Origin of the sequence: Enterococcus sp. FDAARGOS_553 (assembly GCF_003812305.1) — a bacterium.
In the GTDB taxonomy this organism is placed as follows: Bacteria; Bacillota; Bacilli; order Lactobacillales; family Enterococcaceae; genus Enterococcus_D; species Enterococcus_D gallinarum.
Genome location: NZ_CP033740.1, coordinates 20,598 through 45,211, shown reverse-complemented (window position 1 = coordinate 45,211; position 24,614 = coordinate 20,598). Strand labels below are relative to the sequence as shown.

The 24,614-nt window shown below is 41.9% G+C and carries 20 protein-coding genes; 18 read left to right on the top strand and 2 right to left on the bottom strand.

From position 1 onward, the window contains the following. Positions 1-109 precede the first annotated feature (109 nt). From EGX73_RS00635 to EGX73_RS16375, 15 genes are all read left to right on the top strand, one after another. Entirely contained in the window at positions 110-1,399 is a 1,290-nt protein-coding gene (locus tag EGX73_RS00635) for a glycoside hydrolase family 125 protein (RefSeq protein WP_003125950.1), read from the top strand. A gap of 32 nt (positions 1,400-1,431) precedes the next feature. Continuing rightward, positions 1,432-4,116 carry an alpha-mannosidase gene (locus tag EGX73_RS00630; RefSeq protein WP_029486564.1) on the top strand — a complete coding sequence of 895 codons (2,685 nt, stop codon included), beginning with the start codon at positions 1,432-1,434 and terminating at the stop codon, positions 4,114-4,116. A 5-nt stretch (positions 4,117-4,121) separates the two neighbouring features. Next, positions 4,122-4,979 (top strand): ROK family protein, encoded by an 858-nt coding sequence (locus EGX73_RS00625; RefSeq protein ID WP_005470873.1) that lies wholly within the window; start codon positions 4,122-4,124, stop codon positions 4,977-4,979. Between the two features lie 248 nt (positions 4,980-5,227). After that, a complete protein-coding gene (locus tag EGX73_RS00620; RefSeq protein ID WP_086269301.1) occupies positions 5,228-6,109 on the top strand; it encodes a sugar ABC transporter permease in 882 nt (293 codons plus the stop codon). Between the two features lie 13 nt (positions 6,110-6,122). Continuing rightward, positions 6,123-7,043, top strand: a complete 921-nt coding sequence (locus EGX73_RS00615) for a carbohydrate ABC transporter permease (RefSeq protein WP_003125954.1) — start codon at positions 6,123-6,125, stop codon at positions 7,041-7,043. A 22-nt stretch (positions 7,044-7,065) separates the two neighbouring features. Then, entirely contained in the window at positions 7,066-8,538 is a 1,473-nt protein-coding gene (locus tag EGX73_RS00610) for an ABC transporter substrate-binding protein (protein WP_003125956.1), read from the top strand. A gap of 206 nt (positions 8,539-8,744) precedes the next feature. Then, positions 8,745-9,365 (top strand): YesL family protein, encoded by a 621-nt coding sequence (locus EGX73_RS00605; RefSeq protein WP_021150107.1) that lies wholly within the window; start codon positions 8,745-8,747, stop codon positions 9,363-9,365. Beyond that, a complete protein-coding gene (locus EGX73_RS00600; RefSeq protein WP_123866639.1) occupies positions 9,358-11,103 on the top strand; it encodes a sensor histidine kinase in 1,746 nt (581 codons plus the stop codon). The genes EGX73_RS00605 and EGX73_RS00600 overlap by 8 nt, the downstream gene beginning before the upstream one ends. Then, positions 11,087-12,577 carry a response regulator transcription factor gene (locus tag EGX73_RS00595; protein ID WP_123866638.1) on the top strand — a complete coding sequence of 497 codons (1,491 nt, stop codon included), beginning with the start codon at positions 11,087-11,089 and terminating at the stop codon, positions 12,575-12,577. The genes EGX73_RS00600 and EGX73_RS00595 overlap by 17 nt, the downstream gene beginning before the upstream one ends. Before the next feature lie 107 nt (positions 12,578-12,684). After that, entirely contained in the window at positions 12,685-13,269 is a 585-nt protein-coding gene (locus EGX73_RS00590; protein ID WP_021150101.1) for a YitT family protein, read from the top strand. Positions 13,270-13,638: 369 nt separating this feature from the next. After that, positions 13,639-14,850: a sugar MFS transporter gene (locus EGX73_RS00585; RefSeq protein WP_123866637.1), complete on the top strand. Its 1,212-nt coding sequence runs from the start codon at positions 13,639-13,641 to the stop codon at positions 14,848-14,850. Positions 14,851-14,963: 113 nt separating this feature from the next. After that, positions 14,964-16,283 (top strand): APC family permease, encoded by a 1,320-nt coding sequence (locus EGX73_RS00580; protein WP_003125964.1) that lies wholly within the window; start codon positions 14,964-14,966, stop codon positions 16,281-16,283. Then, positions 16,280-17,245 carry a D-2-hydroxyacid dehydrogenase gene (locus EGX73_RS00575; protein ID WP_123866636.1) on the top strand — a complete coding sequence of 322 codons (966 nt, stop codon included), beginning with the start codon at positions 16,280-16,282 and terminating at the stop codon, positions 17,243-17,245. The genes EGX73_RS00580 and EGX73_RS00575 overlap by 4 nt, the downstream gene beginning before the upstream one ends. Before the next feature lie 341 nt (positions 17,246-17,586). Further along, positions 17,587-18,309, top strand: a complete 723-nt coding sequence (locus EGX73_RS00570; protein WP_003125966.1) for a metal ABC transporter ATP-binding protein — start codon at positions 17,587-17,589, stop codon at positions 18,307-18,309. A gap of 1 nt (position 18,310) precedes the next feature. Continuing rightward, positions 18,311-20,068 carry a zinc ABC transporter substrate-binding protein gene (locus tag EGX73_RS16375; RefSeq protein ID WP_003125967.1) on the top strand — a complete coding sequence of 586 codons (1,758 nt, stop codon included), beginning with the start codon at positions 18,311-18,313 and terminating at the stop codon, positions 20,066-20,068. Between the two features lie 65 nt (positions 20,069-20,133). Here EGX73_RS16375 and EGX73_RS00560 read toward each other — a convergent pair whose 3' ends face one another. Continuing rightward, positions 20,134-20,994 (bottom strand): metallophosphoesterase, encoded by an 861-nt coding sequence (locus tag EGX73_RS00560; RefSeq protein ID WP_123866635.1) that lies wholly within the window; start codon positions 20,992-20,994, stop codon positions 20,134-20,136. 359 nt (positions 20,995-21,353) lie between these two features. Next, positions 21,354-22,034, bottom strand: coding sequence for a hypothetical protein (locus EGX73_RS00555; protein WP_123866634.1), 681 nt, complete (start codon positions 22,032-22,034; stop codon positions 21,354-21,356). 187 nt (positions 22,035-22,221) lie between these two features. On the opposite strand from EGX73_RS00555, the gene EGX73_RS00550 reads away from it, so the two are divergent. The 3 genes from EGX73_RS00550 to rsmA are packed head-to-tail and all read left to right on the top strand — an operon-like array spanning position 22,222 to position 24,459. Further along, positions 22,222-22,995, top strand: a complete 774-nt coding sequence (locus EGX73_RS00550; protein ID WP_123866633.1) for a TatD family hydrolase — start codon at positions 22,222-22,224, stop codon at positions 22,993-22,995. Next, on the top strand, positions 22,985-23,560 hold the full coding sequence (rnmV, locus tag EGX73_RS00545; protein ID WP_123866632.1) for a ribonuclease M5: 576 nt from the start codon (positions 22,985-22,987) through the stop codon (positions 23,558-23,560). The genes EGX73_RS00550 and rnmV overlap by 11 nt, the downstream gene beginning before the upstream one ends. Further along, entirely contained in the window at positions 23,557-24,459 is a 903-nt protein-coding gene (gene rsmA, locus EGX73_RS00540; RefSeq protein ID WP_003125972.1) for a 16S rRNA (adenine(1518)-N(6)/adenine(1519)-N(6))-dimethyltransferase RsmA, read from the top strand. Before rnmV ends, rsmA begins: the two co-directional genes overlap by 4 nt. The last annotated feature ends 155 nt before the right edge of the window (positions 24,460-24,614 follow it).

Here is a 24,614-nt window from a genome sequence, read left to right as displayed (position 1 = left end):
TTCGTTCAAAATTGAAAATAGAGTTTTGTCAAATTTCACTAGACAATGCTGAGAAACATCGTTATACTGAATTCGTAAAATGATATATCAAATTTAGGACGGTGACCAAATGGCTTATCAAGAAATACCAAATTCAGTTGCAAACTTTATGCAGGAAATAACCGAACGTTGCGGAAGTGAACATGCGGATTGGGCAAAAAACTTCAATGCTGCTTTTGCTAACACATTGTTGACAACGGTCAAACGCCATGAAGATGGCACAACATTTCTACTGACAGGGGACATTCCGGCGATGTGGTTGCGAGACTCAACCGCGCAGGTACGGCCTTATTTAGTAATTGCCAAGGAAGATGAAGAGCTGGCAGCGATGATCAGCGGATTAGTCAAGAAGCAATTTTTTTATATCAATATCGACCCTTATGCCAATGCCTTTAATGAAGCAGCAAATGGCGCCGGGCATCAAAGCGATTTGACAGAGATGAATGATTGGATCTGGGAACGAAAATATGAGATCGATTCTTTGTGTTATCCCATTCAATTGGCGTACCTGTTGTATAAGAATACTGGCAGAACAGATCAGTTTAATGACGATTTTGTGAGCGGTATCAAAAAAGCCCTTCATGTTTTTGCCACGGAACAAAATCATCAAGAATCTCCTTATCGCTTTGAGAGAGAAACATGGCGTAAAGAAGATACCTTGATCAATGACGGGAAAGGAGCGCCTGTCGTACCAACTGGTATGACCTGGTCGGGATTTCGTCCCAGTGACGATGCATGTGCTTATGGTTATCTGGTTCCTTCGAATATGTTTGCTGTAGTGGTTTTAGGCTACATTGTTGAGATTTTTAGTTCTATCTTGAATGAACCAGCGATTGTTACTCAAGCAAAACAGCTCCAATCAGAGATCCAAGCAGGGATCGATGCGTTTGGCAAAACCACCAATCAAGCGGGTCAAACGATCTATGCCTATGAAGTCGATGGTCAAGGCAATGCCACTGTGATGGATGATAGCAACGTACCGAATTTGGTTGCCGCCCCTTATTTAGGTTACGGATCAGATCAAGATGAAACCTATTTAGCCACACGCAAAACGTTGCTCAGTTCCGAAAATCCTTACTTCTATGAAGGAAAATATGCGAAGGGAATCGGAAGCTCTCATACACCAGAAAACTATGTGTGGCCGATCGCGATGGCAATGGAAGGCATGACGACACCAGATAAGGCGGAGAAAGAACGAATCCTCAATCAATTAGTTGCAACCGATGCTGGCACCCATTTGATGCATGAAGGATTCGATGTGGATGATCCGACGAAATATACCCGGGAATGGTTCTCATGGGCCAATATGATGTTTTGTGAGCTTGTCATGGATTACTTTGATATTCGAGTAGAAAAATAAGCATCTCCGGCAAAAACGAGAGGAGTTAGACAATGAAAAAACAAATTTATATCGTATCTCATAGTCATTGGGATCGTGAGTGGTATATGCCTTATGAGCAACACCATATGCGCTTGATTGAATTGATGGATGATCTATTGGAATTGTTTGAGAAAGATCCTGAGTTCCACAGTTTTCATTTAGATGGTCAGACCATTATCCTAGATGATTATTTGGAAGTTCGTCCGGAAAAGCGGGCAGCGGTCAAACGAGCAATCGATCAAGGAAAATTACAAATTGGTCCCTTTTATATTCTTCAAGATGACTTTTTGATTAGTTCAGAGTCCAATACCCGCAACATGTTGATTGGGATGGCTGAAAGCAAAAAATGGGGAACACCCGTCATGCTGGGCTATTTCCCGGATACATTCGGGAATATGGGCCAAACACCGCAAATGATGAAGCAAGCCAACTTACACAGTGCAGCTTTTGGTCGAGGAGTTAAGCCAATCGGGTTTGATAACGAAGTTTTACCGGATGATCAGTTTACCTCCCAATACTCAGAAATGAATTGGCGAGGTCCAGATGGAAGTGAGATCTTTGGTCTACTTTTTGCCAACTGGTATTCCAATGGCAATGAGATTCCGGTTGATCGGGAAGAAGCACACCAGTTTTGGACTCAAAAATTGCAAGATGTTGAGAAATTTGGTTCGACAAATCATTACTTGATGATGAATGGGGTGGATCATCAGCCTGTCCAAAAAAATATCAGTGAAGCGATCCGCTTAGCGAATGAATTGTTCCCTGATTATGAATTCAAGCATGCTGGGTTCACAGAATACCTTGCAGCAGTTCAAGCGGATTTGCCAGCAGACCTTGGGACCGTGAGCGGCGAATTGACAAGTCAAGAGACAGACGGCTGGTATACGCTAGCCAACACGGCCTCCTCGCGGGTTTATTTGAAACAATGGAATACGCGCGTCTCACGTCAATTGGAAAATGTGGCTGAACCATTAGCAACGATGGCGTATGAGGTAACGAAGAAGTATCCCCACGATGTGCTGGACCACGCTTGGAAACTGTTGATGCAAAATCATCCTCATGACAGTATTTGTGGCTGTTCGGTGGACGAAGTGCATCGGGAGATGATGCCGCGGTTTGAAAAAGCCAATGAAATCGGCAAATATGTCGCTGATGAAGCAGTAGCACAGTTGCTAAATGCCATCGATACTTCCGCTTTTCCAAAAGAAAGCCGACCATTTGTAGTCTTTAATACCTCAGGGACGACACGTTCGGGCATCGTTGAAGTGGAAGTAGAACTGAGCCGGAAAACATTCCGAGAAGGGCTTCCTAGCCGGTTATATCAAGAGTTGCAGCAACAGCCTAAAGGTTCTTACCAAATCATTGATTCTGAAGGAAAGATCTTACCGGCAAAAATCAGCGAAGAAGAAGTGCTTTTTGACTATGAATTACCGAAAGACGCTTTTCGGATTCCTTTTATGAAGCGTTTTGTCAATGTACAAGTCCAAGTGGATCAAATGCCGGAATTTTCATGGCAGACCTTTGCACTGATTGAGGCTGACAAGCCACAAGTAGCATCTACGACAGAAAAAATCGTTTCAGCAGATGGTCGTGTTTTAGAAAACGCGTTTGTCCAAGCAACGATCACTTCAAACGGCAGTCTGACCATCAAAGAAAAAGCAACCGGGAAAGAATTGACGGATTTATTGGTTTTTGAAGATGTTGGCGATATCGGCAATGAGTATATTTTCAAACAACCTGAAGGGGACCGCGCCATTTACTCAACAGCTTTTCCTCATCAAATTGAGGTCATCGCAAATTCTGCTCTTTATGGCGTCGTTAAAGTAACGCAGATGATGCAAATTCCAGTATCGGCTGATGAGCAATTACTTGAAGAACAAAAAGCAGTCGTCGATTTCCGTTTCCGTAAAGCACAAAGGGCGCAACAAACAGTGCCATTTACCTTGGAAACAGAAATTCGCTTGGACTGCAACAGTAAACGAATCAGTTTTAAAACGACAGTGAACAACCAAAGCAAAGACCACCGGTTACGGGCGCTTTTCCCTACGGGTATCCATACGGATCAACATGAAGCTGATAGTATCTATGAAGCAGTTAGAAGGCCGAATCAAGTCTCTAGCCATTGGCAAAATCCGACAAATCCGCAGCATCAACACGCATTTGTTAATTTACATGAGGAAGATTTCGGCGTCACAGTTTCCAATACTGGATTAAATGAATACGAGATCGTAGAAGACAAAATTTGTTTGACATTGTTACGATGCACAGGAGAACTTGGCGATTGGGGCTATTTCCCAACACCAGAAGCGCAATGTATCGGTAAGCATACGTTTGAGTACGGGATTGAGTTGCATGCTCAAGCCAACGAACGCTACGAAACCTATCGACAAGCACAAGCAGCTCAAGTGCCTTGGATCGCCCGGCAAACAGCCATCCACTCAGGTCTATTAGAAAAACAGTCACAATTCGTGGAAGCCAATGGCGCTACAGTGGCGATCACGGCTCTTAAACGTCGTCGCCAAGATGACTTGCTCGTTCTAAGAGGGTACAATCTTGCCGATACAGCAACACCTTTTGTCGCGAAGAAAGAAAAGACAGATCGTTGCCTGCTTAATTTGTTGGAAGAAGAACAGCCTCAATCAGTTGGAGAAACACTGGCTGCTTATGAAATTCGAACAATCGGTTTGAAGGAGTGAAAAAGATGTTTTATGGTGCAATTGAAGCCGGTGGAACAAAAATGAATTGTGCGGTCGCTGATGAACGATCTATCATTGATGAGTGCTCACTACCTACGACGACACCAGAGGAAACGATGGCTGCTATTTTTGCTTTTTTTGATAAGTACACCTTAGCCACCATGGGGGTAGGATCATTTGGTCCGATTGGGATCGATCCTCAACAAGAAACGTATGGCAAAATCTTAGCAACACCCAAAAAAGGCTGGCAGCAGTTTGATTTTTTAGGGACTTTGAAAAAACGGTATCCCGCCACTCGTTTTGCCTGGACGACAGATGTCAATGCTGCGGCTTTTGGGGAACTGAAACAAGGTGCAGCACAAGGAATGCGCAGCTGCGTGTATCTAACTATTGGCACTGGTATTGGAGCTGGAATCGTAATCAATGAGGAAATCTTCCAAGGCGCAGGTCATCCGGAAGTTGGGCACACTTTTGTGAAACGGCATCCGCAGGACGATTATGTCGGCACCTGTCCCTATCACAAAGATTGTCTGGAAGGGTTAGCAGCTGGTCCCTCACTGGAAGCACGGACAGGTATCAAAGGACAACATTTGCCAAAAGATCATGAGATTTGGGATTTACAAGCCTTTTATATTGGGCAAGCACTTGTGAATATCACTTTGACAGTTGCCCCTGATCGAATTGTATTAGGAGGCGGAGTGATGAACCAACCGCATCTTTTGACGAAAATCCACGATCAGTTTACTGAGCAAATGGCTGGTTACATGGAAACACCGACAGTCACAGAATACATTGTTGCTTGGGGGCTGCCGAACAAAAGCGGCATTATTGGCAGTCTGTTATTAGGAAAAGAAGCCCAATAAAAAAAGTAAAACAAGCAGCAATACGTGCTGCTTGTTTTTTTGTGAAGAAAAATTGTCTTTTGATCGATGGGGAAAATCATACAAAAGATAATAGAAAAGACAAAATCTTTAATTTGTTTCTTTTTATCTTTAGTTTGTTCCTTAATTATTCACAATGAAAGCGTTATTCTTATAGCAGAAGGAGTTGATCAAATGTGAAGAAAAAGGGATTTTGGAAAAATGTGTGGCAATTTAAAGCACTTATCTTAATGGCACTTCCCGGTGTCATTTGGTTCATCTTTTTTTTCTATATTCCAGTATTTGTCAATGTCGTTGCATTCAAAGATTTTCGTCTTTCACCAGACGGATTTTTTGCCAGTCTGCAACAGAGCCCGTGGGTCGGGTTTGATAATTTCAAATTTTTATTTGCATCAAATGATGCTTGGCTGATCACTAGAAATACATTGCTTTACAATATCGTGTTTCTAGCATTCAATCTATTTTTTGCCATCGCCTTTGCGATCGTGATGAGTGAATTGCGGAACAAGCGATTGGTCAAAGTGTATCATACCATGTCATTGCTGCCTTATTTTCTTTCATGGGTAGTTATTTCCTATTTTGTCTATGCCTTTTTGAGCCCTGACAAGGGAATTATCAATCAATGGATCACCAACATGGGTGGTGAAGGAATCAACTGGTATGCCGATCCAAAATGGTGGCCATTTATCTTTGTTTTCATGAACGTCTGGAAGAGCTTGGGCTACAACAGTATCATTTATTACGCATCGGTGATGGGTATCGATCAAACCTATTATGAAGCAGCAATGGTGGACGGGGCCAATAAATGGCAGCAAATCAAAAACGTGACACTGCCGCAATTATTGCCGATGATCTCTGTCTTATTGATTTTGAATATTGGTGGGATCTTCCGGGCCGACTTTGGTCTATTCTACCAAGTTCCTCGCAACTCAGGTGCATTGTATCAAGTTTCTTCCGTTTTAGATACCTACATCTATAACGGCTTGACGGCCACAGGTGACTTTGGCATGACTGCTGCCGCCGGACTTTATCAATCCGTAGTGGGTATGTGCTTGCTCTTAGCTGCCAACTTAGTGGTACGTAAATTAGAACCAGATTCAGCATTATTCTAAGGAGGATGGACGAATGAAAAAGAAAGTAGCAAAGGTCGAAGTCCGTTCCTTTAATCCAACGGTCAACCTGATTTTCAATATTGTTTTGGCGCTATTTGCCTTTTCTTGTGTCTTACCATTTTTATTTGTAATTGCAATTTCTCTGACGAGTGAAACCTCGCTAGCTGAGAATGGCTACCGCTTTTGGCCCGGTGAATTTTCTTTTGCCGCCTATAGCTATCTCTTTAGTGGCGCCATGAGCAGTAAGATTTTTCAAGCATTTGGGATCTCCGTCTTTATCACCGTCTTCGGGACAGTCATCAATGCAACGATGACTTCACTGTATGCCTATGTGATTTCTCGTTCCAATTTCCCATTTCGGCGATTCTTTACGCTCTTTGCATTGGTAACGATGCTTTTTGCCCCAGGAATGGTAGCCAATTACCTAGTAATGGTTAATTTGATTCAATTAAAAGATACGATTTGGGCATTGATTTTACCGATTGCATTAGGTCCTTTCAATATTTTAGTGATGCGGACTTTCTTCAAGAAGACTGTGCCAGACAGTATTATTGAGTCAGCTCGGATCGATGGTGCCAGCGAAATGAAGATTTTCATCTCGATCGTCTTACCATTAGCGGTTCCAGGAATCGCTACGATCAGTTTATTTGCGGCACTTGGTTACTGGAATGATTGGTTCAATGCATTGTTATACATTCAAAAGGATTCACTAGTGCCGTTACAAGCACTATTGATGCGGATTCAATCGAACTTGGATTATTTAGCTAAAAGTACCGGTATGGCTGCTCAAGTTCAAGGTGGATTGGCCGCATTGCCAAACGAGACTGCTCGGATGGCAATCGTTGTAGTAGCAACATTACCAATTGCCATTACTTACCCATTTTTCCAACGATATTTCGTGGGTGGCTTGACAATTGGCGGTGTCAAAGAATAATAAGGATATAGGAGGAAAACAAATGAAATCGTGGAAAAAAACAATGTTTGCAGGATTCGCTTCAGCAATGCTGTTGAGCTTAGCTGCTTGCGGGTCAAACGGGGAGTCGTCGGATTCTGATTCTAATAGTGCGGATGGCGTAACGACTTTGTTGATGTATCAAGTCGGGGACAAACCAGAGAACTTTGATCAATTGATGGAGATCGCCAACAAACGGATCGAGGAAAAAATCAATGCACGGATCGACCTACAGTACATTGGCTGGGGCGATTGGGATCAAAAAATGAGTACGATCATTTCTTCTGGCGAGAACTATGATATCTCTTTTGCATCTAATTTTGTGGCAAATGCCCAAAAAGGAGCATATGCGGATTTGACCGACCTCGCACCAAAATATGCTAAGGAAGCTTATGATCAATTAGATGAAGCATATATCAAAGGCAACACCATCGATGGCAAGCTGTATGCCTTTCCTGTTAATGGAAACGTGTATGCGCAACAAGTATTGACATTCAACAAACAATATCTCGATAAATACGACATTGATATCAGCAATATCAATTCTTATGCTGATGCAGAAGATGCCTTGAAAAAATTCCATGAGAAGGAACCGAATATTGCCAGCTTCGCAATTGGTCAAACCTTCAACATTTCAGGAAACTATGACTATGTCATGGGGAAAGACTATCCATTTGCGGTCAAACTTGACGGAGACACTACAAAAATCATCAACCCATATGAAGATGACGAACAAATGGCAAACTTGAAATTGATGCACAAATGGTATAAAGAAGGATTGATCCCAACAGATGCCGCAACCAATACCACTGGCTATCCATTAGAAGGAAATACTTGGTTCATGCGTGAAGAAACCCAAGGACCAATGGATTACGGCGATACAATTTTGAACAATGCTGCCGGTCACGAATTGATTTCTCGTCCGCTTACCAAACAATTGAAATCAACAGGGCAAGCCCAAATGGCGAACTTTGTGGTGGCAAATGTTTCTAAAAACAAAGAAAAAGCTGTCGAATTCCTTGGTTTGTTAAACAGCGACCCTGAATTGTTGAATGGACTTGTCTGGGGTGTTGAAGGAGAAGCATGGGAAAAAGTGGAAGGGCAAGATAACAAAATCAAATTGTTGGATGGCTACAAACCAAACACTCACATGGCGGCATGGAATACTGGGAACAATATGATCTTGTATACGCAAGAATCGATCACTGATGAAATGATCAAAGAACGTGACGAAAACATTGCTAAAGCCGAAGAATCACCAATTCTAGGTTTCAACTTTAAAACAGATAGTGTGAAGACTGAAATCACCAACATCGCCAATGTCATGAATCGTTATAAAGCAAGTCTAGCAACAGGGACCATCGATCCAGAAGAAAATGTGCCAAAACTAGTGGAAGAATTGAAAACAGCTGGTTGGGACAAAGTTCGTGATGAAATGCAAAAACAATTCGACGAATACCGTGAATCTGGAAAATAATTAGTTAAAATAAGCGGAGCAACTGCGCGTAGGAGCAGATGAGGAGTAGCCGATGAATGATTTCGTCACTCCTCATTTGTTGTACATAATAGAATAAGATAGAATAAGCGGCGATAAGCGTCAGAAAAAGTAAAGATTCGCATTTTGAGAAGTGACAAAAAAACGCTATAATAAAACGGGCAAATACCAAGAGGGGATGAGGAAGAATGAAAGAGACAACAAGTGGAGGATTAGTAAAGGCCTTTCGTCTGATTTGGGCGGTCATTAAACTGAATCTTTTCTTCGTATTGTTTACAATGATGGGCGCAGTTTTGTTTGGGGTTGGTCCGGCATTTCAAACCATCAGTGATTTGATCGAAGAAGAGGGCTTATCTTACGAGGACCAAACGTTTAGGAAGGCCCTTCGCTGCTGGAAGCAAAACTTTTGGCGAGCCAACGCCCGTTTTTATTTATTTTTCGGTTTGTTGGCGATCGCAGCTTATAATTTGTATCTCTCCAGTCAGATCCAAGGACTACTGTGGCTGATGATCGACTTTTTGCTAGTAGTAGTAAGTGGTCTCTTGGTTTTACTGTATTTGTATAGTTTATTGTTTGAATCAATTTATGAAACCTCTTTATTGAATACGATCAAACTGGCATTTGTCAGTTTATTTCTAAATTTTGGCACCTTCGCTAAAGTCATTTTTGGTCTCGTAGGTATTTTGGTGTTTACTTGGAGCATGAAAGGATTGTTTTTATTTGGTACCTTCAGTTTGATCTTATTATGGGTCCATTCTGCTTCCCGGAAAGACCGTGCATTGATCGATGGAAAACTGCAATATGAATAAACGAATCTTAGCCCTTTTCAAGCGTGACTTCCTGATCAATCAATTGATGCAACTTTATAGTGCCTTGTTGATTCTGATTTCGATTTTGATCATGTTAGGGTTGAGTGTCTATACGGGTGTGGATCGGTTTCGGATGAGTAATCGACTCGTCGATGCAACAAGCACGTATTTAGATACGTATATCCAAGAGCGTAATACGATTGTTTCTGAAGTATTAGGAGAATTCACCAGTTCGGATGCCACCTTTGAATCATTGCGCAACTATTTACAGTTATCGATCGCCGATTATTTTTCCTATAGTAATGATATGTTTCGACAATCAGGACAAAATATTTATCTGCCAAATATCCTTTACCGTTTGATCAGCAGTCATCCTGACATTGAAGAAATCATCGTTCAATTGGATGAAAGCAAAGAATATTTAGTTGCTACACCAGACAGACCTTACGGAGAGAAACTGCGGGGCGACCAGATCCAATTGAAAAATCGCCTATATTTTGCGCGATCGATCGCACAACCGAGTAATTTTGCGCAACCAATGGGACAAGTGTTTGTGGTATTTAATGAAGAAAACGTATTAGCTAATCGTAGTGATGAAAATAGAGAACACGGTATCAAAAGTTTCATATACACAAGCAGTGGACAGCGTCTCTATAAAGATGCACCGAATCTGAATCAGGCGATGATCGACAAAATCGATCAAGCAATGGCCAATAATCAAAAAGAGATCGTGCCGAAATTGTCCCATGATTTTTACATAAAAAAACAAGGGAATATCAACGGAGAAATCACGCTGGTTTTACTAGATAAGCAAGCGATTTGGCGGGATGTCCTAAATTATACATTGTTGATTTTTGGTTGCGGTACGTTGATTCTTTTTGTGCTGCTATTGATTTTGCATCGTACGTTCAAGCGTTACACCCAGCAGGTCAAACAGATCGTTCAAGCAACCCAAAAAGTCAGTCACGGAGATTTTAATGAGCGTATTGATACCACGGGGGTTCAACAAGAATTAAAAACAATCGCCGAGGCGATCAATCAAATGACAGGCAGTATCAATGACTACATTGAGGACATCTATACCCTGGAAATCAAGCAGCGGGATGCGGATATGCGGGCATTGCAGGCTCAGATCAATCCTCATTTCTTATACAATACACTCGAATACATTCGGATGTACGCATTGAGCCGCCAGCAGGAAGAATTAGCGGATGTCGTATACGCTTTTTCGGCACTTTTGCGCAACAATACGACACAGGAAAAGATCAAAACATTGGCAGAAGAAGTGACGTTTTGTGAGAAATACGTTTACTTGTATCAAATGAGGTATCCGGATAAAATCGCCTATCACGTAACTATCGAAGAAGATCTGAAACATCTGCTCTTGCCTAAGTTCACTTTGCAACCTTTAGTAGAAAATTATTTTGTGCATGGAATCGACTATCAGCGAAATGATAATGCCATCAGTATCAAAGCCTTCCGACAAAATGGCAAGATTCTTTTGCAAGTACGGGACAACGGAAAAGGAGCAGATCCAGAGCAATTAGCGATGATCCGCCAAGAGCTTGCAGATGACCGAGTCGTCGTACAAACATCCATAGGCATGAAAAATGTTCATGAACGATTAAGGGGGATGTTTGGCGATCATTATCAGATGGAAGTTGAATCTGAAAAAAATCACGGATTCAAGATTTCCATTGCGATCGATGAGGAGATGTTGAATGATGAGTTTATATAAAGCCATGTTTGTGGACGATGAGTACATGATTCTAGAAGGCCTAAAGATGATCATTCCTTGGCAAGAATTAGGCTTTGAAGTCGTTCACACAGCTAAAAGCGCTTCTGAAGCGTTGGAATATTTAGAAACACAAGCCATTGATCTACTGATCACTGATATTCGCATGCCGGAAATGAATGGGATTGATATGATCGCTAAAGCACAGGCAAAAGGCAATACCTTTTTTTCCATCATCTTATCTGGTTACCAAGAATTTGCATTTGTGAAGCAAGGCATGCAGTTAGGAGTCCGAAATTATCTCGTTAAGCCAGTCAACAAGGTCGAACTCTATGAAAGTGTGCAGGCAATTGCGGAGGAACTGGCACATCAGCAACGAATCGATGAACAAAATGACTTGTATCGAGAATCCAGCTTGTTGCTTTGGCTGAATGATGAATTAAATGAAAGTGAGTACCACTTATTATTGGAACAGTCCACACAACCCATCCATCCGCCTTATACGATTCTACAGCTGACAGGGACACCTGAAATCTTAGAAAATGGGTTTCGTTTTTTTGTCGAAAAAGAACAGCCATTGCTACTGCCAGGACGATTGGGAGAGAATCAGTTGCTGATCGTTTTTTATGGTGAACGTCAACGTCTCTGGTGTCTGCTCAAAGAACTGTCAGCGATTCTAGCAGGAAATTGGCAATTGGTGGTCAGTGAAACGATCAATGAATGGGAAAACTTATACAAAGGGTATGAGAAAATCAAGCAAGTCCAATCACTGCAGACCTTTTACCCGGATTTGCTGCTTAATGAACAAATCATTCAAGTCGATATCTTAGACCGCAACGAAGCGCTACCTTTTCTCTCTTTCAATAAAGCATTGACGATCGGGGATACAAAAACCGTTCAAGATGAATTAGACAAAATCTTTTCAAGTCTCGAGGGGATGCAGGCTGACCCTGAGCATGTCCGTTACGTAGCCTTTCTATTATTCAATGATATTTACCGCCAGTTCCCTGCTTTGACTAGAGAAAATTATGATCGGATCATCACTCGGATTCGAGCATCGAATACGATCCAGGTACTGCGTCAGCTCTTCAACGAGATTTTGCAGTTGGCCAAAGACCAGCCTCAGCAAAAGCGTTATTCTGAGATTGTTCAAAAAGCGGTTGGCATGATTGAAGAGCACTATACGCAAGAGCTGACGGTTAAATCGGCTGCCGAAGTTCTGCATGTTAGTGTAGTCTATCTGGGGCAAGTGTTCAAAAAAGAAACGGAATTAAGCTTTAATCAATACGTCAATTTTATTCGGATCAAAAAAGCTCAGCAGCTTCTGCTGCATACGGGACAAACAATTAATGAGATTGCCGATGCGATCGGATACAATAATACGAATTATTTTTCAAAGATGTTCAAGAAATTGAATGGTCTGACGCCAAAAGAATTTCGAGAGAAGTATGAGCAAAGTTACGAATCACTGGATTGACCGCTTGAAGGGTTTTTTAGACAGATAAAGGAAATAGTAGTAATCTCTGAAACGGCAAGGTACACTAAGAGAGTCTAGAAAACTAAATTGGAAAAGAGAGTGATGTCGTGAAAAAAATTTGGCAAATCTTGTTAGGTACGTGTTTGATTGCGTTAGCAATTTCATTGCTGATCACTGCCCATCAGGGGTATGATACGATCAGTACATTTTTGCTGGGAATCTTGAATCATGTGTCTGTTCCGTTTTGGATCGCCAGTCTATGTTTTAATCTGGTCGTCTTATTGATCGTAGCTATTTTCGATCGCCAGGAGCTTGGAATCGGCAGTTATATCAATGGGATCGGTCTTGGTTTGCTGATTGGGATTTTTGAGCCGGTTATGGATAAGATTTTTGTTCATTTGCCATTCTATTCTTGGTTGGCGATTTTCATCGCCCCCATCTTGTTCGGCGTTGGGGCAGGGATCTATGTCTCTTCAAATCAAGGATCAGCAGCATTAGAAGCACTAACTGCGCTGATTTATAAACGTACGAAGCTGACCCAAAAGACGATCCGGATCGGCTTGGATGCAGCGATGGTCTTGATTGGCTTTGGTTTGGGTGCCAATGTCGGTATCGGTACATTGCTCTGTATCATCTTTATTGGACCAATTTTTGAAGCCACAGTCAAAATGCTGGCAGCACATTCCAACTAATCTGCTGTCTCTGAAAAGCGCAAGTATAATCCTTTTCGGACAACTTATTCAAAATAAAAGAACTTTTGGACAGAATTAGTACAATGACCAAGGATCTTCAGCCAGTAGAGATCTTCAATCGTTGTGTTTCAAAAAAAAAAACGATATTTCCAGATTGCTGAAATCGGCAGGGGAGATTCGTTTTTTTTTATGATACTAGCACTTATCACCACTAACTTTATTGAGATCTGACTTGCAATACCAGTAGGGAGCAATTTTCAACTGATAATACACCAAAAAAGAGAACATACTCTAGCAATTTGAATAGCATTTTCCATGGCGATTGTGAAAGTTCTCTTGCTATACTAAACAAATCTGGAGGAGGTAAAAATGAAAAATTATCAACGAACGATCATTGCTTGCTTTGCTGGGTATATTGTTCAAGCAATCATCAATAACTTTGCACCTTTATTATTTTTGACATTTCAAACACAGTATCAGATTCCGCTAAGTCAAATCACGCTTTTGGTTACATTTAATTTTCTAACGCAGCTGGGTGTGGACTTTGCAGCGATCTTTTTTGTCGATCGGATTGGTTATCGTATCTCGATTGTCGCGGCGCATTTTTTTGCGGCTGTAGGATTGATTGGGTTGGCTGTTTTTCCACTTATCTTTCCGACCCCTTTTACCGGTTTATTGACGGCAGTCTTCCTCTATGCAATTGGTGGCGGACTTCTGGAAGTATTAGTGAGCCCAATCGTCGAAGCTTGTCCAACCCCGAATAAAGAAAAAAACATGAGTATGCTGCATTCGTTTTATTGTTGGGGATATGTTGGGGTCGTCTTAGTCTCAACACTCTTTTTCTTTGTCTTCGGTATTGCTCGTTGGCCATTTCTTACATTGATCTGGGCTATTTTGCCGCTGGTCAATTTGGTTGTTTTTACTCAAGTTCCATTAGCACCAATCGTAGCAGAAGGCGAAGTAGGACTGAAGAATCGTGAACTGTTCTCATTGAAAAGCTTTTGGCTGTTTCTAGTCATGATGGTCTGTGCCGGGGCAAGTGAACAATCAGTTAGTCAATGGGCATCCACTTTTGCAGAGCAAGGACTTGGTGTGTCCAAAACGGTCGGTGATCTTGCGGGACCAATGTTGTTTGCGATCATGATGGGACTTGCTCGTCTGTATTATGGGAAATTTGGCGAACGTATCGATCTACGGAAATTTATGTTTGCAAGCTTATTGCTATGCTTGGTGGCGTATTTGCTGATCGGGTTATCAAGTGTCCCAATTCTAGGCTTTATCGGTTGTGGATTGAGTGGATTTGCTGTCGGTATATTGTGGCCGGGAATTTTTAGTTTAACGACAAAATACATTCGTAATGGAGGTACAGCAATGTTTGCTTACCTAGCCTTAGCGGGTGATTTAGGTTGTTCATTGGGACCTTCATTGGTCGGTTTGTTGGCAGAAGGCAGCGACAAAGGTTTGCAGCAAGGAATTTTGGGAGCGGGGATCTTTCCTTTGATCTTGTTGCTTGCAGTTTTCTTAGTGAAACGAATGCACCAAAGGCGTACACAAGTTTTGGTTTCAACAGTAAATAAATAAGAGGGATAGCTGTTGAAAAGCAGCTGTTTTTTTGTGGTCCAAACGAATCACTCTAGCCAACAAAGCATCTATCCGCTATACTTTGATTTAGTCAAAAAAAGGAGCGTGAGTATTTGAAGAGTCAACTAAAGAAAGAAATCACTTTTTTCGGAGCACTTTCGACAGTCATGGGAACTGTGATTGGAGCCGGGGTGTTCTTTAAAGCGGCTGCAGTGGTCCAACATACGCAATCCTCTGGCTTAACATTGCTTGTGTGGTTGATTGCGGGCTGTTTGACGATCTGTGGCGGACTAACGGTAGCGGAGCTAGCAACAGCAATACCAGAAACTGGTGGTCCTATTCGCTACATTGAACGAATTTACGGGAAATTGCCTTCTTTCTTGCTAGGATGGGCTCAAAGCATTATTTATTTCCCTGCCAATATAGCAGCGTTGAGTATTATTTTTGCCACTCAGTGTTTGAATCTGTTTCATTTGCCCGCAAGTTATCTCTTGCCGCTATCGTTGATCACCGGTACCAGTGTTAGTTTGTTCAATCTATTAGGGACAAAAACCGCCGCAGGCGTACAGTCATTTACATTATCAATCAAATTGATTCCCATCGCATTGATCGTTTTAGTGGGATTGATGACACCAGGACGAGTGTCAGTCTCGGTAATCAATTTTTCTACAACAAGTGATGGTTCGATCATTGCAGGAATCAGCAGTGCATTACTAGCGACTCTCTTCGCTTATGATGGCTGGTTAGGTGTTGGGAATATTGCTGGTGAAATGAAGCGGCCGGAAAAAGATCTTCCGAAAGCGATTATCTTTGGATTAAGTTTTGTAACCTTGGTTTATCTCCTGATCAATCTTGTTTTCTTGAAAACATTGCCCTTAGAACAGATTGCTGGAAACTTAAATAGTGCTTCAGAAACCGCATTGCAGTTATTTGGTGATTTTGGGGGCAAACTAGTGACGATTGGTATTTTGATTTCAGTTTATGGCGCACTCAATGGGTATACGATGACCGGATTGCGGGTGCCTTATGCCATGGCACTCGAGAATGAAGTTCCATTCAGTTCGACCTTTGTTAAATTGACAAATAAAACCAAGGCTCCTTATGCGGCGGTTTTTTTCCAATTAGCAATTGCGTGTTTAATGATGTTGTTGGGTAGTTTTGATCTCTTAACGGATATGTTGATTTTTGTGATGTGGTTTTTTAGTGTATTATTGTTTGTAGGTGTGATCTTGTTAAGAAAAAAAGCACCTGAGCTCAATCGTCCATACAAGGTTCCGTTGTACCCGATCACACCGATCATTGCTCTTTTAGGGGGCGGATTCATTTTAATAATGACGATCCTTACGGCCCCTGTGCTTGCATTGATCGGTATTTTGATCACCTGTTTAGGGATTCCAGTCTTTTATTTCCAACAGAGAGGAGCAAAAAAATGAAAATTGTTGTTTTAGATGGCTATGCGTTGAATCCAGGAGATTTAGATTGGCAGCCATTAGCTGGATTAGGGGAAATCACGATTTATGATCGCACTTCCTATACAGATACGAAGGAGATCATTGAGCGAATCGGCAAAGCATCGGCTGTTTTTACGAACAAAACGCCCCTTACAAAGGAAATACTACAAGCATGCCCTAACATCGATTATATCGGCGTGCTGGCAACTGGCTACAATGTTGTGGATTTACAAGCTGCAGCATCTCAAGGGATTACCGTCACAAATATTCCCAGCTATAGTACGAATTCAGTAGCGCAAGCTACATTTGCTTTATTACTTGAGGTAACGAATCAAGTAGGGCGGCACAACCAATCCGTCCATCAAGGAGATTGGCAAAACAGTCCCGATTTCTCTTATTGGCAAACGCCACTGACTGAAATTGCCAACAAGACGATCGGTTTGATCGGCTATGGTGCGATTGCTCAGGCAGTCGCTGAAATTGCTCATGCGTTTCAAATGAAGGTCATCTATTACAATCATCGACCAAAAACGCCGCAGGCTGAATGGGCAGAACAAGTTTCGTTGGAGAGACTCTTTCAACAAGCAGATGTGATCAGTCTCCATGTACCGCAATTTCCCGATACTGAGAGGATGATTGACGCCCGTGCATTGTCTCAAATGAAAAAGGATGTTATCTTGATCAACACTGCTCGCGGTGGATTACTAGATGAACAAGCAGTAGCAAAAGCGTTGTCAGCTGGACAAGTTGCTGCTCTGGCAGCTGATGTCGTTTCGAAAGAACCAATCACGGCTGACAATCCATTGTTGCATGCGCCTAACTGCTATTTGACGCCGCATATTGCGTGGGCACCATTAGAGACCCGGCAACGATTGCTAGCTATCGCTGTCTCAAATTATAAGCATTTCTTAGAGAATCAACCAGTCAACGTAGTGTCTGAGTAGTGACGAGTATATTGCCGACAATTGGTACTCCAGGTTGATTCTTCATCACAAATTTTGAAAAAAACAGCGAATGCTGATTAGAAAGTTTTCTTTTAAAAAGTTTCCCTCAAAGGAGTGGAAACTTTTTTTTGTTTGGTCACACTAAAAGTAACGGCGAATGAATAAAACGATCTGCTAGGGGCAAGGTAGTTGAAGGGACACTTTATTTTTTCTAATTGGATTTTATTTGTGTAAAAAATCCCTTGCATTCAACAGGAGAATCGGTATAATTGGAAATAAATTAGGCATGCCTAAAAAATAAATAAACGATACTTTAACATAAATGTAAAGGAGCGCAAACTATGATCACATTTTCAAAAATTTCCGCCAGCTATGATGGGAAAAATCAAGCTGTCTCTGGAGTATCTTTCTGTGTTGATAAGCCGGCCATTGTAGGGATCATCGGACCGAATGGTGCGGGAAAATCTACCTTCATCAAAGCTGCACTGCAGCTGATCCCTTCTGAAGGACATGTCACATCGAATGGAATGGCACTCAATAAGTTCCAAAAAAAGATAGCCTACGTGGAACAAAAGACTGCAGTCGATTATACATTTCCGATTACAGTAAAAGAAGTGGTGTCATTAGGACTCTATCCGCAGCTTTCTCTGTTTCAACGAATAACGGCCAAAGATTGGCAGAAAGTCGCCGCTGCATTGGAGTCTGTCCAAATGGCTGACTTTGCTGAACGGCAGATCGGCGAACTATCTGGCGGTCAGTTCCAAAGAGTATTGATCGCTCGCACATTACTGCAAGAAGCGGAATTCATTTTTTTAGATGAACCATTTGTAGGAATCGATGCGATGAGTGAAGCAATTATTGTAGGACTTCTGCGTGAATTTCGCCAACAAGGAAAGACAATTTTTATTGTTCATCATGATTTAGGCAAAGTGACTGAATACTTCGATGAACTAGTGATGATGAATCAGCATTTAATCGCATATGGTCCGACGACGACTGTTTTTACTGAAACAAATTTGAAAGAAACATTCGGCGATACGATCATCGTGAAAGGAGGGGCTTAAGATGATTAGTCAGTTTATTGATGGATTAGTTCATTACCATTTTCTGCAAAATGCCTTGATCACCGCCGTAGCGATCGGTGTTGTTGCAGGGGTGATTGGTTGTTTTATTATTTTGCGGGGAATGTCATTGATGGGAGATGCCATTTCTCACGCCGTACTTCCCGGAGTAGCATTATCCTATATTTTAGGGGTGAACTTTTTTGTTGGAGCAATTTTCTTTGGTGTTCTTGCATCGATCATTATCACCTATATTTCTAACAATAGTTTGATCAAAAGTGATACGGCGATCGGGATCACCTTCAGCTCCTTTTTAGCTTTGGGAGTGATCTTGATTGGCGTAGCTAACAGTTCTACGGATTTGTTTCATATCTTATTCGGAAATGTGCTCGCAGTCCAAGAGGGGGATAAATGGGTCACGATTGCGATTGCTTTACTGGTCATTGCACTGATTATGATCTTCTTTCGGCCATTGCTGATCACTTCTTTTGATCCGATGATGGCGAAAGCTTTTGGAATGAATGTACAGGTATATCATTACTTGTTGATGCTGCTTTTGACACTAGTTTCCGTTACTGCGATGCAAAGTGTCGGTACGATCTTGATTGTAGCTTTGCTGGTTACGCCAGCAGCAACTGCTTATTTATTTACAAAACGCCTTAGCCATATGATGGTGATTGCAGGGATTCTAGGCGGTGCTTCTTCTGTGATTGGGTTATTTATCGGTTATTCCTTTAATATTGCAGCCGGATCAAGCATTGTCCTCACTGCAGCTATTTTGTTTGTCTTAGGATTTCTCTTTTCACCAAAACAACAAACGAGTCCTGCCAAACGCTGGCTGACCACGGCAATGGTTTCTGCTGCCGCTGTTGCAGGAGGATTCTTGATTTATCAGCAAGCAGAGCAGGCGGCAACCGTTGATGACAAATTAAATGTTGTAGTGACCAATTCGATTTTAGCAGATATGACCAAAAACATCGCTGGGGACAAAATCAATCTCCACAGCATCGTTCCTGTAGGGCGTGACCCTCATGAATATGAACCACTGTCAGAAGATGTCCAAAAAGCCACTGATGCAGACATTCTATTTTATAATGGCTTGAATTTAGAGACGGGCGGCAACGGCTGGTTTACTAAATTAATGAACAACGCCAACAAAAAAGCAGGTGAAGATTATTTTGCCGTCAGTGATGGCGTAGAAGTCCTGTATCTATCGGATGATGCTGATCATACAAAGGCAGATCCTCATGCATGGCTTAATTTGGAAAATGGGATGATCTATGCGCGAAATATCGCCCAACAATTGAGTAAGAAAGATCCTGCAAATCAGGGGGTCTATCAAGAAAACTTGGAACACTATCTGCAGCAGCTTTCCGAATTAGACCAACAAGCGAAAGATAATTTTGCTTCAATTCCTGAAGAAAAGAAATTGATCGTGACAAGTGAAGGCGCCTTTAAGTACTTTTCGAAGGCCTATGGTGTGCCATCCGCTTATATCTGGGAAATCAACACCGAAGAAGAAGGAACGCCTGCTCAGATCAAGAATTTAGTCGACCAATTGCAAGCATCGGCAGTTCCTTCATTGTTTGTCGAGAGTAGCGTTAATACTCGCCCAATGCAAAGCGTGTCTCGGGATTCAGGTATTCCGATCTACGGCACTGTCTTTACAGACTCCATCGCTGAACCTGGACAAGATGGCGATAGTTATTATGCGATGATGAAGTGGAATTTGGAGACGATCTATAACGGATTACGCCAATAACGAAAACAAGCTCTTAAGTATCCTAACTATCCAAACGAGATAGGAGGATCACTTAAGAGCTTGTTTTAGGCTACAGCATGTTTTTCGGCGGGCACGAGATGATAGTATGTGATTTCTGGCGGCACAGCAAAGCGCGCTGGAATCGCCGTGGTCCCCACCCCATTGGACACACTTAGAAGTGTGTTCGCGGCCAAAAGATAGAGACCATCTGTGTATTTGAGGGCGCCTTTCGTTTTCGCACGATAAAAGGGCACACGAATCTGGCCTCCATGGCTGTGACCGGATAGAACGAGATCATAGTCACGAATGTTGTCTACTCGAGAGACATAGTCAGGTTCATGGATCAAGAGAATCTGCCATTCTGCTAAGGTTGGCTCGTAATGGTAGTGGGCGCTTTTGCTCGCACTATCGATCCCTACGATATTCATCGAGGTTTTCTCATCAGAACCAAATACAGATTCATTGTCCAACAAGGTGAAATTGGCGTTTTCATACACTTCATTCACAAAATATTTCCCATCATTCAAATGATCATGATTTCCTAATACAGCGATTTTCCCCATTGGCGCATTCAATTTCTTTAACTTTTCAATGAGGCGGCTGGTTGAACGGTGAGGCCACTTACGGTAATTGTCGATCAAGTCACCCGTGATGATGATCAAATCAGGTTTGTTTAAGATCGTGGAACGGATGATACGATTGATGCGTTGCGGTTTGAACCAACGAGAAAAGTGTAGATCACTGATATGTGCGACTACTACATTCTGTTCATTTTGATAAAGATCATAGGCTTTGGAAATATCAAGGACCGTTTGCTTTTCTTTTTTGATCAAATAATGCCGCTGTTTTAATCGGCGCGGCTCAATAATAAAGGCGTAAAAAAGCAAGCCCACAAGGAAGGAAAAGATAAAAATGAAGGTCAGCATAGCGGGTCTCCTTTTTTGTTTAGCTAACTAATAGCATAGTAGATTCACCCCAAAAAAGCAATCAAACAAAAGACATTCAGTAAAAATTTTTTTCCTTTTTTTTATTGATTTTCAAAAAATAAAAAAACAAATTTACTTTTTCCATTGTTTTTGTTTAACGATGAAAATATCCAGCTTAGATAACAAGAGCAGCAGTCAAGCACATCTTAAATAATAGGCGAAGGGCTCCTGCATTGCAGAAGCCCTTTGTAGGAAGTCTAAGTGTTCATGTCCGCGTCCTTTTCCACTAGGCATGGATCTTAAATGTTGGCAAATCAGTTTCAATGTCAGCGTGGAATCAAGCTTTAGGTTCCGAAAAATCATTTGTTTCGCAGTCGTTGTAATCGGCGTCCTTTCTTTGAAGGAATCAATGCAGTCAAACAATCATAAGGAGTGGTGATCAGTCGCCAAGCAACTGCTTTACTAGAGGCAAACTGATAATTTCGCTTAAACAAAAGATGCCCGCTGATCAAGGCAAAAATAACCGCTGCAATCATGATCCATTGATCATCGAATGTTGTAAAATGATGAAGCGCTGTGATCAAGAAAGGGTAGCTGTAAAAGTACACAGCTGTAAAAATAAAGGTCAAGTTTCTTGTCAACTGCCTGAGAGTGAGCAGAAAGAAAAGCGCTGAAAGCAACAAACCAAGAGGAGGAAAGAGTGTCACTAGAAACGAATAGACAACTCCCCAGAGAATCATTCCAGGACCTTTGACTAGTGCTGCAATGACAAAAACAAATAAAAGAAATAAGAGCTGTTGGGTAAATGTGGCTACAGTCACTAAACTAAATAGAATCAGTAAGAACCAGTGAGAAAATGTCGCTGTTTGATCTTTGGCAATCGGCTTTTGCTGCAATTTAAGCCAGTTAGCAAAACTTGGGAAATCTTTTTGGAAGTTTTGTTGAAAATTCCCGTTAAATTGTTGATGAGCATTTTGCTGACGATAATAGTGATAGCGTTGCCGTAAAGTACATTTTGTAAATGGTTTTGATTTTTCCATCTTTTCACCTCCGAATCTGATGGATCATAGGTCTATTATAATCGACTGGCTTTTTTTCTCCCTCCACCTTTGGGCTGATTTTTCTTGATTGCTGAAAACTTTCTTTAGCAAATGAAAAAACAAGAAGGATTCGTTTCTTAAAGCCGCAAAATATGCTAGAGTATAGAGGAAACAAGGAGGAAGTTTTATGATTTTTGATTCACATACACATTTAAATGCAGAACAATTTAATGAAGAGATTCCCGAAACGATTGCCAGAGCTCACGAGCTAGGAGTAACGAAAATGGCAGTTGTCGGATTTGATCAACCTACGATTGAAAAGTCATTGGTATTAAGTCAAGAATATGATGGGATATACAGTATCATTGGATGGCACCCAACAGAAGCGGGATCTTACACAAAAGAGATTGAGGCATTCATCCAAGAGCGCCTGACACAACCCAAAGTTGTAGCTTTAGGAGAAATTGGACTGGACTATCATTGGATGGAAGATCCAAAAGAGGTACAATCGGCTGTCTTTCGTCGGCAAATCGCGATCGCTAAAGAGATGCATTTACCTATCAGTATTCATACCCGAGAAGCGATCGAAGACACGTACCAGATTTTAAAAGAAGAAAAAATCACTGATATCGGCGGCATCATGCATAGTTTCAGTGGTGATGGCGAATGGGCAAAGCGCTTTTTGGATCTAGGTATGCACATTTCATTTAGTGGTGTAGTGACCTTCAAAAAGGCGTTGGATGTCCAAGAAGCTGCGCAAGTGGTTCCGATCGATCGTCTATTAGTCGAAACTGATGCACCTTATCTTGCACCAATGCCTTACCGAGGAAAACGCAATGAACCAGGGTATACCCGCTATGTAGTCGAAAAAATCGCGGAACTGCGTCAGATGTCTTTTGAGGAAGTCGCCAAGCAAACGTGTATCAATGCTGAGAAGTTGTTCAACCTTTATGAAGGATAGATGGAGAATCGAAGAGATCATTGTCGTCGAAGGGAAAGACGATACGCGCCGATTGCAAGAAGTGTTTGATGTCGATACGATTGAAACGATCGGATCAGCGATTGACGAAACCATCTTAAGTCAAATTGAACATGCCCAAGAGACTCGTGGCGTGATCGTTTTTACGGACCCTGATTTTTCGGGTGAAAAAATTCGTAAAATCATAATGGAAGCTGTCCCGGCTGCCCAACATGCCTTTTTGCCTCGAAGCCAAGCTGCACCAAAGAAAAAGGGCAGTTTAGGTGTGGAACACGCTAGTGATGAAGCGCTTAGAGAAGCACTTCGCAAAGTCGTCACGCCAGCCAGTCAACAAGATGAAGACGAGAGTGAGAAAATTTCTCGTCAAGTTTTAGCAAGCTATGGACTGATTGCTGGTGAGCAAGCACGAGCAAAACGGGAAAAACTCGGAGATGTTTTACGAATCGGTTATACGAATGCCAAACAGTTGGAAAAACGTCTTGCCATGTTTCGTATTACTGAAACAGAATTGGCTGAAGCAATGAAGATAGTGGAGGAAGAATTGTGAAAGAACAAAGGGATATTGCAACCCCATCAAGAACGAAAGAAATATTAGCAAAACATGGCTTTACCTTCAAAAAGAGCCTGGGGCAGAATTTCTTGACTGAACCTAATATTTTGCGCAAAATCGTTGCGACTGCTGCAATCGATGATCAAACAAATGTGATAGAAGTCGGACCGGGGATCGGCGCTCTGACCGAGCAATTGGCGAAACATGCGCGTCAAGTCCTGGCTTTTGAGATTGATGACCGTTTGATTCCAGTTTTACAAGATACATTGGCTCCTTATTCGAACATTCAAGTGATTCATCAAGATGTTTTACAAGCAGACTTGTCTACAATGATCAGAGAAGCTTTTACCGATGAACGGCCAATCAAAGTCGTAGCGAATCTTCCTTACTATATTACGACGCCGATCATGATGCATTTCTTAGAATCACAGGCACCAATCCAAGAAATGGTTGTCATGATGCAAAAAGAAGTGGCTGACCGTATTTCAGCTGTTCCAGGAACGAAAGCGTATGGCTCTTTATCGATCGCTGTCCAATACTACATGGAAGCAGAGCTTGCTTTCATTGTCCCTAAGACGGTTTTTGTGCCCCAACCAAATGTGGATTCCGCAATCTTGAAGCTGACTCGTCGTGCAACTCCTGCGGTTGAAGTAACAGATGAAAAAGAATTCTTCAAGTTGACGAAGGCAGCCTTCCAATTACGACGGAAAACGTTGTGGAATAACCTGCAGAATTCCTATGGAAAAGATGAAAAAACGAAAGAATGGCTTAAAGCGAGTTTAGCTGCCAGTGAAATTGATCCAACTCGTCGCGGAGAGACATTGTCATTAGCAGAATTCGCACGTTTGAGCAATGAAATGCTGGCGCACAAAAAGGGACTTGAAATAAATGAATAATGAAACAGCAGGGGCTGTGGCATAAGTGAGGCAACAAACTGAATATCTGAAGGAAAGGGGAAAGGACCTATTCCAACCGTATCGTTGGTTCAAGGGGCACTTTTAACAGAATTCGCTACCTTATCTCCTTCAGGTATTTTTGTCTGTTCATACTT

Excerpts from the sequence above, each read along its gene's own strand:
- EGX73_RS00635 (WP_003125950.1), top strand. The coding sequence starts at position 110 with ATGGCTTATCAAGAAATACCAAATTCAGTTGCAAACTTTATGCAGGAA.
- EGX73_RS00630 (WP_029486564.1), top strand. The coding sequence starts at position 1,432 with ATGAAAAAACAAATTTATATCGTATCTCATAGTCATTGGGATCGTGAG.
- EGX73_RS00625 (WP_005470873.1), top strand. The coding sequence starts at position 4,122 with ATGTTTTATGGTGCAATTGAAGCCGGTGGAACAAAAATGAATTGTGCG.
- EGX73_RS00620 (WP_086269301.1), top strand. The coding sequence starts at position 5,228 with ATGGCACTTCCCGGTGTCATTTGGTTCATCTTTTTTTTCTATATTCCA.
- EGX73_RS00615 (WP_003125954.1), top strand. The coding sequence starts at position 6,123 with ATGAAAAAGAAAGTAGCAAAGGTCGAAGTCCGTTCCTTTAATCCAACG.
- EGX73_RS00610 (WP_003125956.1), top strand. The coding sequence starts at position 7,066 with ATGAAATCGTGGAAAAAAACAATGTTTGCAGGATTCGCTTCAGCAATG.
- EGX73_RS00605 (WP_021150107.1), top strand. The coding sequence starts at position 8,745 with ATGAAAGAGACAACAAGTGGAGGATTAGTAAAGGCCTTTCGTCTGATT.
- EGX73_RS00600 (WP_123866639.1), top strand. The coding sequence starts at position 9,358 with ATGAATAAACGAATCTTAGCCCTTTTCAAGCGTGACTTCCTGATCAAT.
- EGX73_RS00595 (WP_123866638.1), top strand. The coding sequence starts at position 11,087 with ATGATGAGTTTATATAAAGCCATGTTTGTGGACGATGAGTACATGATT.
- EGX73_RS00585 (WP_123866637.1), top strand. The coding sequence starts at position 13,639 with ATGAAAAATTATCAACGAACGATCATTGCTTGCTTTGCTGGGTATATT.
- EGX73_RS00575 (WP_123866636.1), top strand. The coding sequence starts at position 16,280 with ATGAAAATTGTTGTTTTAGATGGCTATGCGTTGAATCCAGGAGATTTA.
- EGX73_RS00570 (WP_003125966.1), top strand. The coding sequence starts at position 17,587 with ATGATCACATTTTCAAAAATTTCCGCCAGCTATGATGGGAAAAATCAA.
- EGX73_RS16375 (WP_003125967.1), top strand. The coding sequence starts at position 18,311 with ATGATTAGTCAGTTTATTGATGGATTAGTTCATTACCATTTTCTGCAA.
- EGX73_RS00560 (WP_123866635.1), bottom strand. The coding sequence starts at position 20,994 with ATGCTGACCTTCATTTTTATCTTTTCCTTCCTTGTGGGCTTGCTTTTT.
- EGX73_RS00555 (WP_123866634.1), bottom strand. The coding sequence starts at position 22,034 with ATGGAAAAATCAAAACCATTTACAAAATGTACTTTACGGCAACGCTAT.
- EGX73_RS00550 (WP_123866633.1), top strand. The coding sequence starts at position 22,222 with ATGATTTTTGATTCACATACACATTTAAATGCAGAACAATTTAATGAA.
- rnmV (WP_123866632.1), top strand. The coding sequence starts at position 22,985 with ATGAAGGATAGATGGAGAATCGAAGAGATCATTGTCGTCGAAGGGAAA.